Annotated in this window: 13 protein-coding genes; 7 read left to right on the top strand and 6 right to left on the bottom strand. The window is 61.1% G+C overall.

What is annotated here, in order from left to right; genetic code table 11:
* Positions 1–1,026 (bottom strand): 50S ribosomal protein L10 (locus BG842_RS04530; protein ID WP_069449853.1); only part of this gene is annotated, 1,026 nt, incomplete at its 3' end.
* Between the two features lies 1 nt (position 1,027).
* Positions 1,028–1,666: a 50S ribosomal protein L1 gene (locus BG842_RS04525; protein WP_069449852.1), complete on the bottom strand. Its 639-nt coding sequence runs from the start codon at positions 1,664–1,666 to the stop codon at positions 1,028–1,030.
* A 173-nt stretch (positions 1,667–1,839) separates the two neighbouring features.
* On the opposite strand from BG842_RS04525, the gene BG842_RS04520 reads away from it, so the two are divergent.
* A complete protein-coding gene (locus tag BG842_RS04520) occupies positions 1,840–2,565 on the top strand; it encodes a hypothetical protein (protein WP_069449851.1) in 726 nt (241 codons plus the stop codon).
* 15 nt (positions 2,566–2,580) lie between these two features.
* Here BG842_RS04520 and BG842_RS04515 read toward each other — a convergent pair whose 3' ends face one another.
* Together BG842_RS04515 and BG842_RS04510 are read right to left on the bottom strand one after the other, a co-directional pair.
* Positions 2,581–3,057, bottom strand: a complete 477-nt coding sequence (locus tag BG842_RS04515) for a 50S ribosomal protein L11 (RefSeq protein ID WP_007978598.1) — start codon at positions 3,055–3,057, stop codon at positions 2,581–2,583.
* Positions 3,058–3,188: 131 nt separating this feature from the next.
* Complete coding sequence (locus BG842_RS04510) at positions 3,189–3,392, bottom strand: hypothetical protein (RefSeq protein ID WP_069449850.1); 204 nt, start codon at positions 3,390–3,392, stop codon at positions 3,189–3,191.
* A 113-nt stretch (positions 3,393–3,505) separates the two neighbouring features.
* On the opposite strand from BG842_RS04510, the gene BG842_RS04505 reads away from it, so the two are divergent.
* The 5 genes from BG842_RS04505 to BG842_RS04490 all read left to right on the top strand — a co-directional run bounded on the left by BG842_RS04505 (position 3,506) and on the right by BG842_RS04490 (position 8,434).
* Complete coding sequence (locus BG842_RS04505) at positions 3,506–4,615, top strand: GTP-binding protein (RefSeq protein ID WP_069449849.1); 1,110 nt, start codon at positions 3,506–3,508, stop codon at positions 4,613–4,615.
* Positions 4,612–5,061, top strand: a complete 450-nt coding sequence (locus BG842_RS04500) for a TIGR04206 family protein (RefSeq protein WP_069449848.1) — start codon at positions 4,612–4,614, stop codon at positions 5,059–5,061. Before BG842_RS04505 ends, BG842_RS04500 begins: the two co-directional genes overlap by 4 nt.
* Positions 5,062–5,178: 117 nt before the next feature.
* Positions 5,179–5,943, top strand: coding sequence for a VOC family protein (locus tag BG842_RS04495; protein ID WP_069449847.1), 765 nt, complete (start codon positions 5,179–5,181; stop codon positions 5,941–5,943).
* Between the two features lie 484 nt (positions 5,944–6,427).
* Positions 6,428–6,907, top strand: coding sequence for a surface glycoprotein (locus BG842_RS27120; RefSeq protein WP_083252430.1), 480 nt, complete (start codon positions 6,428–6,430; stop codon positions 6,905–6,907).
* Positions 6,908–6,916: 9 nt separating this feature from the next.
* The gene (locus BG842_RS04490; protein ID WP_083252429.1) at positions 6,917–8,434 is read left to right on the top strand and encodes a BGTF surface domain-containing protein; all 1,518 of its coding nucleotides are present in this window, start codon (positions 6,917–6,919) and stop codon (positions 8,432–8,434) included.
* Positions 8,435–8,543: 109 nt separating this feature from the next.
* Here BG842_RS04490 and dph5 read toward each other — a convergent pair whose 3' ends face one another.
* Positions 8,544–9,347: a diphthine synthase gene (gene dph5 / locus BG842_RS04485; protein ID WP_069449846.1), complete on the bottom strand. Its 804-nt coding sequence runs from the start codon at positions 9,345–9,347 to the stop codon at positions 8,544–8,546.
* A gap of 77 nt (positions 9,348–9,424) precedes the next feature.
* A complete protein-coding gene (locus BG842_RS04480; protein ID WP_254662895.1) occupies positions 9,425–10,174 on the bottom strand; it encodes a hypothetical protein in 750 nt (249 codons plus the stop codon).
* Positions 10,175–10,545: 371 nt separating this feature from the next.
* On the opposite strand from BG842_RS04480, the gene BG842_RS04475 reads away from it, so the two are divergent.
* Entirely contained in the window at positions 10,546–11,526 is a 981-nt protein-coding gene (locus tag BG842_RS04475; RefSeq protein ID WP_069449845.1) for a class I SAM-dependent methyltransferase family protein, read from the top strand.
* Positions 11,527–11,703: the final 177 nt, after the last annotated feature.

Below are 11,703 nucleotides of genomic sequence, written 5' to 3'. Positions count from 1 at the left end.
CATAGCGCCGAGGCCTGCTCCTGCGTCTTCGTCGTCGTCGTCATCGTCGTCATCGTCTTCAGGCTCGGCTTCAGTTGCTTCTTCGTCAGTCGATTCTTCTTCCTCGGGCGCGCCGCCCGTCGCCGGGGCTTCGACACCGCGAAGCTCCTCGGGCAGCGCGTCCTCGTCGTCGATTTGTGCGGCAAGTGCGCGCAGTTGCGCGTCTGCCTTGCTCACGAGGTCCGGCACGACGTCCGGACTCTCGATGGCGGCCTGCAGACCGAGGCTCTTGGCCTCGCCGGTCGCCTTCGAGATGAGCAGGGGTGCGGTCTGCTCGGTCGGGTACACCGCGTTGACCGAGAGGTTGCGGGCAAAGGCCGCAGCCGTCTCGATGTCCGTGCGGTACTCGTCCACGTCGATGGCGAGCTCGTCCGACTCGAACATGACGCCATCGGAGTAGACGGCGCGCAGGTCGAGACCGACCTCTTTCGGCTCCATGCCGAGTTCGGAGAGCACGTTCGCGAGCTCTTCCGAAACCTCGTCACCTTCCTCCGCGACGAGGCTGTCCTCGGTCACGTGGATGGAGCCGTCCATGATCCGTGCAGATGCACCGGCCTGCTGGAGTTCGCCGACGAACGGTCCGGGGTCGACACCCGTGTCACCCTCGGGGATGAGGATGTCGTTCGGGGCGATTTCGCCAGCCGAAATCGGTGCCGGGCTCTTCGAGGCTTCCAGTTCCTTGTACAGCCCGAACGGGTTGTCGTTCGTGCCGATGAGGCCGATTTGCCCGGAGACGTACTCTTCGAGGTCCTCGAAGCCAGCGCCGACCGAATCGAGCGCGCGCTGCACCAGCGTGTTACGGCTGACGCGGAGTTCCGCGCTTCCGTGAAGCCCGCGGCGCATGTTCTGGAGCTGTTTGCTCGGAATGCCGGTGATGTTGACGACGCCGACGCTGTTGTAGCTCTTGACGAAATCCGTCAGCTCAGCGACTTCCTCGCGCTTCCACTCCGGAATGGTCTCTGTCTTGCGTTCGGCTTCTGCGGACATTCTAGGCTACCTCCACCGACGGTCCCATCGTCGTTTTCACGTAGATAGTATCCACGTTGAGCGGGCCTTTCTCCAAGTTGGAGTGCAGACGTCGAACGATAACGTCGATGTTCTCGGAGATGTCCTCCGCGGACATGTCTTCTGCGCCGACGAGCGTGTGGAACGTTCGTCGGTCGCCGCTCCGAAGCTGGACCGTATTTTTCATCCGGTTGACTGTTTCGACGACGTCGTCGTCGGGTTGCAACGGCGTCGGCATCTTCCCGCGCGGACCGAGGACGGTACCGAGGTATCGACCGATGTCTTGCATCATCGACGCCTCGGCAATGAAGAAGTCCGTGTCGTCCGCGAGGTCTTTTGCCGCGTCGTTGTCGTCGCCCAAGTCTTCCAAGTCGTCGCCCGAGAGAACGTCGTCCGCGACGTCCTCGGCACGAAGGGCGGTTTCACCCTCCGCGAAAACGACAATCTTGGTGTCTTGGCCGGTTCCAGACGGGAGTACGACACTCTCGTCTACACGATTCGACGGATCGTTTAAATCGAGGTCGCGCAGGTTGATTGCGAGGTCCACCGTTTCGCGGAAATTCCGCTCAGGGGAGTCCTCGAGTGCGCGAGAGACTGCTTGCTCTATCTCATTATTTGCCATCGTTCACCTCCGTAGTACGCAGGAATGCTCCTACGGGTCAGTGAAACAGGCCATGCCTGTCTCACCCGAATTTGACGCATGCGGAACTTAAACCCGTCGAACCATTTCGGGGCGAACGGCCGTTCGAGCCGTCACTGGTTTGCGGTTTGGGGTCGCATCACGAAGGGACAACGATGGTGACGATGACGCCGCTCACCGGTGTCGTGGCGCTCGCGCTCGCGGCCGTTCACGTGAGTGCGGGGCACGTCCGGTCGTTTCGGGTGATTCCGCGGAGCTACTGGCTCTCGATGGCCGGCGGTGCGTCGGTCGCGTACGTCTTCGTCCACGTCCTCCCCGAACTCGAAGGCGGCACGATACTCCAGTCAGTGCCGCTCCTCGCCGGATTCCTCGAACGTCACGTCTATCTCGTCGCGCTCGTCGGATTCGCGCTGTTTTACGGGTTAGAGCGTCTCGCGCGGGAATCCGGTCGCAACGCGGACGTTCGACCGGAGACGAACGCGAGTATCTTCTGGATTCACATCGGGGCGTTCACGGCGTACAACGCGCTCATCGGCTACCTGCTCGTTCACCGGGAACAGCCGGGCGTCGTCGGGTTGGCCTTGTACGCGACCGCGATGGGACTGCACTTCATCGTCAACGATTACGGCTTTCGGGACCACCATCAGGAGACGTACGACCGAATCGGTCGGTGGGTACTCGCCACCGCCGTCGTGGCCGGGTGGGGCATCGGCATCAACACCCACGTCGACGAAGCCGTCGTGAACACCCTCTTCGCGTTCCTCGCAGGGGGAGTCATCCTCAACGTCATCAAGGAAGAACTGCCGGAAGAACGCCGCAGTCGCTTCTGGGCGTTCGCGGTCGGTGCCAGTTGCTACTCGGCGATACTGTTGTTGGTATAGGGAAGAAAAACCGAGTTACGCGGAGAGAGCGTCGTCGTACTCGCCGTCGTCTACCTTGGCCTTGAACTCGCGTGCGTCGTCACCCTCGACGGTGACGCCGAGCGAGGCGCACGTTCCGACGACTTCCTTCGCCGCGTTCTTCGTGTCGTAGGCGAGGAGGTCGGGTTTCTTCTGCTCCGCGATTTTCTTCACTTGGTCTATCGAGAGGTCGGCGACGAAATCCTTCTGGGGTTCGCCGCTACCCGTCTCGAATCCGGCCTCGTCCTTGATGAGCGCCGCCGTCGGCGGAACACCGATTTCGAGGCTGAAACCACCGTCGTCCTCGACGAAGACGGTGACGGGGACTTCCGTCCCGTCGAACGCCGCCGTCTGCTCGTTGATCTCGTTGACGACTTCCTGCACGTTGACCGCGGTCGGGCCGAGTTCCGGGCCGAGTGGTGGGCCGGGATTGGCCTGTCCGCCGGGGACGAGTACTTCGATCGTATCTACCATACGTAACCGAAATCTCGCTGGAGTTTTAAGGATTTTCTTTTCCGGCGTTGCCGAACGGTGGATACCGGCGTCGAGAATGTCAACCGTTCACTCGGGAATCGGCCGCGAAAACGAGGACATCGCCCACTCGACTACGGCAAACTTACGCCGTGTCGTCCCAAAAATTGGCTCGCGTTCTTTATCTCGACGGGACTCCCGATGAGTCGGTAGCGTTCGTCGTCCAGCGGGACGATGGTCAGCGTGAACTCCCCTTCGAGTTCGTTCCGAATCCCGCAGAGAGACTCCCGGTGGAGGATTATCTGCGTGCTGTCGCGGAGATGAGCGGGATTCGGCATGTACCTACGTGTGATTTGGCGAGGCGAAACCTATTAACGTGTCGAATCTGACGACACAATCCCCCTGACGAGAAGGAACAAGCTTTTCGGCGGCCACGGCCGACGTGTTGCTAATGGGACTGGAGGAGGAAATCGAAGCACTCCGCGAGGAAATCTCGGACACGCCGTACAACAAGTCCACCGAGAGCCACATCGGTCGGCTGAAGGCGAAACTCGCGGAGAAAAAAGAGAAGCTACAGAACCAGTCCTCCGCCGGTGGCGGAGAGGGATACGCCGTCGAGAAGACGGGCGATGCGACCGTCGCGTTCGTCGGGTTCCCGAGCGTGGGGAAATCGACGCTGTTGAACTCGCTCACCGCCGCGGAGAGCGAAGTCGGCGCGTACGAGTTCACGACCCTCAACGTGAACCCGGGGATGTTGCAGTACAACGGTGCGAACATCCAACTCCTCGACGTTCCCGGCCTCATCGAGGGTGCGGCCCACGGACGGGGCGGCGGGCAAGAGGTCCTCTCCGTCGTTCGCGCCGCGGACCTCGTGGTCTTCGTCCTCTCTGTCTTCGAAATCGACCAGTACGAACGGCTTCGGGAGGAGTTGTACGAGAACAAGATTCGACTGGATTCCACCCCGCCCAGTATCTCCATTGCCAAAAAGGGTCGCGGCGGAATTCGGGTGACTTCCAGCGCGGAACAGGACATCTCCGAGGACGTCATCAAGGAGGTCCTCCGCGAGCACGGGTACGTGAACGCGAACGTCACCCTCCGTGAGAAGGTAGACATCGACCGCCTCATCGACGGCATCATGGACAATCGCGTCTACATCCCGTCGATGGTGTCGGTGAACAAGGTGGACCTCATCGAACACGACTACGCGGAAAAAGTCCGCGGGCAACTGCGCGACCACGACATCGACCCCGACGAGGCCGTGTTCATCAGCGCGGAAAAGGAGAAGGGACTCGACGCGCTGCGGGAGAAAATCTGGAACGAACTCGGCCTGATGCGGATATACATGGACAAGCCGGGTCGGGGTGTCGATTACGAGGAACCGCTCGTCCTCCCGAAAGGAAGCACCATCAAGGACGCTTGTCACCACCTCGGCGGCGAGATGGAGCAACGCTTCCGGTTCGCTCGCGTCAGCGGCCCGAGCGCGAAACACGACGAACAGCAGGTCGGAATGGAACACGAACTCGCGGACGAGGACGTGCTCCGACTCATACTTCGAAAGTGACCCCCGCCGTCCCTTCCACTCATCTCGCTCCGGAATGGCGTCGGCGACTCGCCCTTCTCGCGCTGTTTTTCGTCCCGTGGACGGTCCTCGTCGCACCCAGCGGCACCACGCTGGTCTTCCCGTGGGGGCTCCTGAACCCGACGACCAACCACGTTACGACGCTTCCCGATTACCTGTTCGTCCTCACGTCCGGCTTGCCACGGCAACTCCTCGCGTGGCCGCTCAGCGTGTGCCTCTATCTCCTCGCCGTTTTGAGTTCGTTCGCCGGGCGGTTCGAGGACCGACGGGTAACCGGTTGGCTGCTCGTGTTCGCCGGTGTGACGCACGTGGGATTCTCGCTCCGGTTCGTTCATCGGTCCGGGTTGGTCGCTCCGCTCGGGCCGGTCTGTCTCCTGCTGTGTGCGTGGTGGTTTTACTGGCCCGACCTCGGAAGAATAATAGAGTAGTTCGCACGCGTACGCATTGCGTGCTGCGTGCGATGTTCCATTTCCAGTATTCATTTTTCCCCGCCCGGTTTCCGCGAGCGGTACCCTTTTCGCTTCGGAGCGGGTGGTTTCGGACGTATGAGCGGGACATTCGACCACGTGATGATGCGTGTAGAGGATTTGGACGAATCGCTCGACTGGTACGAGACGCACCTCGGGTACGAGGAGAAGGGCCGCTGGGAGGCGGACACGTTCACGAACGTCTACCTCGGACCGGAGAACGTCCACGACGAGGGTGCCGTCCTCGAACTCACGTACAACCACGACGACCGGTCGTACGAGATGGGCGACGCGTGGGGACACATCGCGGTGCGCGTCCCGGAGGACGAACTCGAATCGTCGTACCAGCAACTGATGGACGGGGGTGTCGAGGACTACCGCGACCCCGAGTCGTGCGGCGGACGGTACGCCTTCGTCAAGGACCCCGACGGACACGAAATCGAGATCGTAAAGCGCGACTACGGCGAGAAGTGGAGTATCGACCACACGATGATTCGCGTCGAGGACGCCGACGAGGCGCTCGGCTTCTGGACGCGCAAGTTCGAATACGAACACACCGGTCGCTGGGAGTCGGACACGTTCGCCAACTACTTCATGAAACCCGAGGACGCCGCCCGAGAGGCGATGGCGGTCGAACTCACGTACAACTACGACGGCCGGTCGTACGAGATGGGCGACGCGTGGGGGCACCTCGCGGTGCGCGCTGACGACCTCCACGACACGTGGGAAACCCTGCTGGAGCGCGAGGCGGACGATTACCGCGACCCCGAATCGTGCGACGACAGGTACGCGTTCACCAAGGACCAAGACGGCCACGAAATCGAGATCATCGAGCAGAACTGAGCGGTTCGAGGCCGAATGCGATTTTTTTCTCGGAGGGGCGATCCAGCCGTAGAACACCTGTGAATTCCGAATATATAACTAAATATTCAGTCACGGTTTGCTTTCATAATCGTCACGGAGTCATGTTTTCGTTCGATTTTGGTTCGTCAACCCTACTTAAAGAGTGGAATGGTGAACCGTCTCATTAATCCCTCATTGTCATAACTCGTACGGGAGCCGAACGCCGTCATTGGTCGGTTCTATTACCCTTTTGTGGAACCTTCGATACTGTCGCTATTGCCCGAATTCGGACGTGTGAGCCCGTAACGACCGATTATCAGACCACAAAGCATTTATAATAAAGGACTAACGTTCTTCCTGTACCTCTACCCATGGTGGCAGATGGAGTACCACTTTCCTCCCCGTGCGATACGGGTTGGACGAAATGTCTATACGGTCGTGGGAAAGAAACTGTCGCCGTACGAGAAACAACTAACGAGAAAGCATGACAGGAAACAATACAAAGGTTCGCAGCCTCGCGCTGACCGCGATGCTCGTGCTGTCGGTCTTCGCCGGCACCATGGCGTTCGCGGGCTCGGCTGCTGCGGCCAGCTCGGCCGACGCGACGATTGGCACTGACTCGCCGATCTTCCAGGGCCAGACAGTCAATGCTACTGGTTTCAACAGTAGTACGGATGTAACGCTCGAAATCAAAGACGGCGATGGCTGGACGTACGAGGACGAATACACCTCGGACGGCAGCGGAAACATCACGTTCGACACCGCCAACCTCGAGGGTCGATACCGTCTCGTCGAAGGTAGCCACGAACAGAAGTTCCAGGTCGTCGAACAGTCGCTCGACATGAGCGCCAGCGACGACACTGTGAAGAACGACGGTTCGGACTCTTCGATCACCTTCACGCTCGACCACGCCAACCGTAACGACTTCGATGTCTACGCGACGTCCGATGCGGCGTTCGGCTAAGACACGAAGATGAACGTCGGCACCTACAGCGACGATGGTGCCAAGAACTCGCTCGACTTCACTGGTGTCGACGCTGGTACGTACAACATCACGCTCCACGTGAACGACACGACCGCGAGCCAGACCTTCGAAGTCACCGTCAAAAACGCTGGCGACGTCAGCGCCTCCTTCGGCGAAACGTCCTACAGCGTCGCGCGCGGTGACGTCGTTCCAGTGACGGTTGACCTCAAGAACACGAACGATGCGACGGTTCAGGTCGGCAGCGACGACTCGAACTTCAACATGTCCGTCTACGTCAAGGATGGTTCCGATGACGCCAACGACGGTCAGGTCACGTTCTACGTGAACACCTACAAGACGACCAGCGGCACCGCTAGCGACGTCATCTACGGCGACGGTAGCGGTGACACGGTCACGCCTTCGTGGGTCACGCCCGCAAGCGGCGGTCTCGACAAGCCCCTCGCAGTGACTGGTAACGACATCTACCGACTCCGCGTCGACGCCAACGGCGACGGCACCCCGGACGGCGCTTCCGCGCTTTCGGTTTCCTCGCGCCACACTGGCAACGCACAGACGTGGATCGCACCCAGCGACCTCGACGGTGCGGACAACGCAACGGAACTGACGGCTCTCGCTACCCAGCGTAGCAGCGTCGCCTACGGTGACCACGTTGTCGTCCAAGTCAAGGACACCAACGGCATCTTCGGCGCTGTTGACACGCTCAACAGCGGAGAGGACCTCACGGACATCCAGGGTCTCTCGCTCACCTTCGTCGAGCAGAACCCCGAGCAGAACAAGGATGCTGTCAAATTCAACACGACGGCCGACGGTGTCTCGCTCATCTCGGACAGCGACAACCAGACGCTCTACGCCGTCGTCGACACGTCCAAGCTCGCTGACAACAGCGGCATTGAGGAAAGCAACGTCAAGGGCGACTGGAAAGCGACCTTCAAGGTTGCTGAAAATTACGGCGTCTCGCCGGACGACGACCAGACCGTCAGGACTTCGTTCTCGGTCGAAGAGGCCACTGTCGAAGTGAACGGTGGCGACGACGTCTCCGTCGCTCCCGCTGACAACCAGACCATCTCGGGTACGACCAACCTCGCGCCCGGTACCGCGGTCACCCTGCAAGCCAGCTCCGGTGCCTTCTTCGAGAACCAGCCTGACCTCACGGTCGGCGAAAACGGCGAATTCTCGGCGATGTTCGACTTCAGCAAGTACGACAACGGCACCGAGTTCAGTGTCAAAGCAATCGCTGGCGACCACACGGGATCGGTCGACGGCATGCTGAACCAGAACGCTGGTACGACGACCACGACGACGACCACGACGACGACCACGACGACCACGACGTCTTCGAAGACGACCACCTCGTCCTCGGAGACGACCACGTCCTCGTCCAAGACGACGACCTCGTCGGAAGAATCCACGACCTCGAACGACGACGGTCAGCCCGGATTCGGCGTCGCTATCTCCGTCGTTGCACTCCTCGCGGCCGCGCTCCTCGCGCTCCGCCGAGAGAACTAAATCGGACACCGAGTCTGATTTCGACTGACGAAACCTACTTCATTTTTCGCGCACTCGACCCGTGAGCGGCGGCGCTATCGACCGCCGAAAAATCGAGAAAAAGATCGTTCTATACGACGTCGAGCAGGTCGCTCGGCGCGTCGGCGAGCGATTCGAGCGCATCGGCTTCGATGTGGTGGAGGTCGCCCGGAACGACGAGCAGATGGAGCGGGTCGCCGAAATCACGCTCCGCGAGTTCCGAGAGTCGGTCGGCTTCGACCAGCGGGTCGGGGCTTCCGGCGCGCGCGACGACGACGGCGAGCACGTCGTCGTATCCGTCGGCGAGCAATTCCGCCGCGTGGCTCGCGGTCATGTACTCGTCCTCTCCGGCTTCGTCCTTTTTTCTCGGATTCCAGCCGACTTTGATGTCGAGGTAGACGAGCGTGTGCAGGCCGCGCTCGCGGTTGTCGTCGAGCACGTCGGTCACGCTCGCTGGAAGTCCGTCCGCGCCGTGGGCGTACTCGAACGGCAGCGTGGTCGCTTTCCCGAAGCGGTAGTTCTGCAAGCCGGTGAGTCCGCTCGCGGCGGACTCGGCGGTCGGTGCGTGAACCACGCGGGTGTCGATACCGCGGTCTTCGGCCCGGAGTCGGAGGTCGACGTGCGTCGTCGAAATCATGGTGTCACCGGCGGTGAGGAATGCGGCGTCGCCCGACTCGGCGGCGGCGAGGATGTCGTCCGGGTGCTGTTCGACGCCAGCGCGGTCTCGAACCTCGATGTCCGTGTCGTGGAACGCTTCGAGGTCGGTCACGTCCGCTCCGATGAGCTTGCTGGTGTAGAATTCGGCGAACACGCGGTCGGTGTCGGCGATGGCGTCGCGGCCCTCGACGGTGATCGAACGCTCGTCGTACAGGCCGAGTCCGATGAAGGTGAGCATGTGCGCTCTCCGTGTTCCGGCCGGTTAAAGCGCGCGAAGTACGCCGTTCGAAAAATTCAGCGGCTCATCGCGTCGGCTCAGTAAGACTGGCTCGGGAGGTCCATCGATTGCGTTCCGATTCCCTGGCCCGTTTCCTGTGTTCCGTACTGCTGGCCGAACCGCCGTCCTCCGGTTTGCTGACCGGACTGCTGTCCACCGACCTGCTGGCCGGATTGGTGGGTACCGGTGGTTTGGAGCGCAGAGAGTCCCTTCTCGATGGTGCCGAGCGACTGTTTGGCGTTCTCGATGGTGGCCTGTACTTCGGGTTCACCCGTGTGCTGTTGAAGCTCCTGTAGGCCCTCTTGGATGGCTTGCACGGAGCATTGCCCGATAGTGTGACTGACCGGTGACTGTCGGATGATGAGTTTCTTCTGTAACTCCGCGAGTTCTTGAATATCGTCACAGACGTTTGCGACGCGGGGCAATCCGCGTTGAACCGCCTTCACTTTGGCCCACTCGGCCGTGGTCGAGACCTTCTCCAAGTCGTCCACAGCGAGGCGAACCTCACTGGGAACCGATTCTTCGTATCGCTGGCGAATCTGTTGGCCGAACTGCTCGGTCTGCCGGTGCTGTTGTTGCATCGGCTGTTGCTGCGTCGCCTGCCGGTGCTGTTGTTGCATCGGCTGTTGCTGCATCGGTTGCCGACTCGGTTGTCGTTCGAACTGTTGCGTCTGTGGCTGTCGTGTCTCTTGCTGGTACTGCTGACCCATCGGTTGATACCGTTGTGACTGTGACTGCTGGCCGATGTCGAGTTCTTGTGTCTCCGGTTGCTGTAGTCGTTGTGTCATGGTTCTCTACCGGTCCCGAATTGGAACCAAGCCGCGGTACTCCGACGCCGGGAATAAACCGACGACTCCGTTTCGAATCGTTCAGCTACGCCATCCGACAGCTATGACGACTCGAACGGTTCGACTCCCCGACGGCACCCGATTAGCGACCGACGTTTACTAGATGGGGAATGGACGGTTGCGATAGGAAATCGGCAGTTCCCCGGCGTACTCCCACGGTGGAGAGTCGATTACCTTGCGACATGTTGTCAACCGGTGGTGTGGGCAAGTGGCCGTTTGCAACTCGAAACTGTTCGTTAGTTCGACAGGGCCGTCCCCTCGCCGCGACCCGAAGCGTCAGCGTTAACGCCCGCTTCCGGTAACGATGACGTATGGAAGTGCCTTGCGTGCGCGTCGAACGGGAAGAGGGGGAAGCGGCGCGCCGCGAACTCGCCGAGTCGGATTTGATTGTGGACGAGGTGGAGATCGTCGTCGAAGACGGGTGGTTGTACATCCCCGTCACCGACCCAGACGCGATTCCACCGACGTTCGAGGTCGTCACCCGCGACCTCCCGACGCGGACGACACAGCAGATGCCCGCCGACATCCTCGGCTTCGAACCGAGTTACGAGCGACTGGGTGAAATCGTCCTCATCGACGAGGACGACCCCGAACTGGCGACCGAAGTCGCCGACGCAGTAGTCACCTCGGCCCTCCCGGTCGAGACGGTGCTCAACCGCGCATCGAAGGTCAAAGGTGAGACTCGCGTGCGCGACTGGGACGTGCTGGCCGGGAACGGAACCGAAACCGTCCACCGAGAGTACGGTTGTGAGTTCCTCTTGGACGTCGCGCGGGTCTACTTCTCCCCCCGACTCGCAACGGAGCGCCACCGCGTCGCGGAGCAGGTGAAACCGGACGAACGCGCCTTCGACATGTTCGCGGGCGTGGGGCCGTTCGTGATTCCGTTCGCAAAGCGCGGCGCGACGGTCGTCGGCGCGGACGTGAACGATGTGGCAATCGACTACCTCAACGAGAACGCCCGCCGGAACGGGGTCGAAGACCGCGTGACGGCGATTTGCGGCGACGTTCGGGAGACGGCGACGGAGTACGAGAACTGGGCCGACCGCCTCGTCATGAACCTCCCGCACAGCGCGGACGAGTTCCTCGACACCGCCGTCTCCCTCGCGGGCGACGAGTGCGTCATCCACTACTACGACATTCAACACGAGGACGACCCGTTCGGTCCCGGAGAAGCGGCGATTCGCGCGGCGGCGGAACCGGAGTACGACGTTTCGGTCGAAACGCAGCAGACGGTGCGGTCCTACGCGCCGCACGAACTCAACGTCTGTCTGGACGTTCGATTGACGCGGTAGTTCGTGATGAATTAACGCCGGTGCCCGCGGCCATTTCGCAACCCTTATGCACTCCGTGGTGTCTACGTTGTAATGCAGTTGGAAGCCCCATGCCGGTGTCCGACAGAGCGTAGCGACGTCGAGCTCGGGACACGAGCATACGCGAGCGTGCCGGTGTAGCTCAGACTGGCTAGAGCG

Source organism: Haladaptatus sp. W1 (genome assembly GCF_001723155.1).
GTDB lineage: Archaea > Halobacteriota > Halobacteria > Halobacteriales > Haladaptataceae > Haladaptatus > Haladaptatus paucihalophilus.
This window is presented reverse-complemented; position numbering and strand designations above follow the sequence as displayed.

Coding starts and splice junctions, on each gene's coding strand:
- BG842_RS04475 (WP_069449845.1), top strand. CDS start 10,546: ATGGAAGTGCCTTGCGTGCGCGTCGAACGGGAAGAGGGGGAAGCGGCG.
- BG842_RS04495 (WP_069449847.1), top strand. CDS start 5,179: ATGAGCGGGACATTCGACCACGTGATGATGCGTGTAGAGGATTTGGAC.
- BG842_RS04510 (WP_069449850.1), bottom strand. CDS start 3,392: ATGCCGAATCCCGCTCATCTCCGCGACAGCACGCAGATAATCCTCCAC.
- BG842_RS27120 (WP_083252430.1), top strand. CDS start 6,428: ATGACAGGAAACAATACAAAGGTTCGCAGCCTCGCGCTGACCGCGATG.
- dph5 (WP_069449846.1), bottom strand. CDS start 9,347: ATGCTCACCTTCATCGGACTCGGCCTGTACGACGAGCGTTCGATCACC.
- BG842_RS04515 (WP_007978598.1), bottom strand. CDS start 3,057: ATGGTAGATACGATCGAAGTACTCGTCCCCGGCGGACAGGCCAATCCC.
- BG842_RS04525 (WP_069449852.1), bottom strand. CDS start 1,666: ATGGCAAATAATGAGATAGAGCAAGCAGTCTCTCGCGCACTCGAGGAC.
- BG842_RS04520 (WP_069449851.1), top strand. CDS start 1,840: ATGGTGACGATGACGCCGCTCACCGGTGTCGTGGCGCTCGCGCTCGCG.
- BG842_RS04505 (WP_069449849.1), top strand. CDS start 3,506: ATGGGACTGGAGGAGGAAATCGAAGCACTCCGCGAGGAAATCTCGGAC.
- BG842_RS04480 (WP_254662895.1), bottom strand. CDS start 10,174: ATGACACAACGACTACAGCAACCGGAGACACAAGAACTCGACATCGGC.
- BG842_RS04490 (WP_083252429.1), top strand. CDS start 6,917: ATGAACGTCGGCACCTACAGCGACGATGGTGCCAAGAACTCGCTCGAC.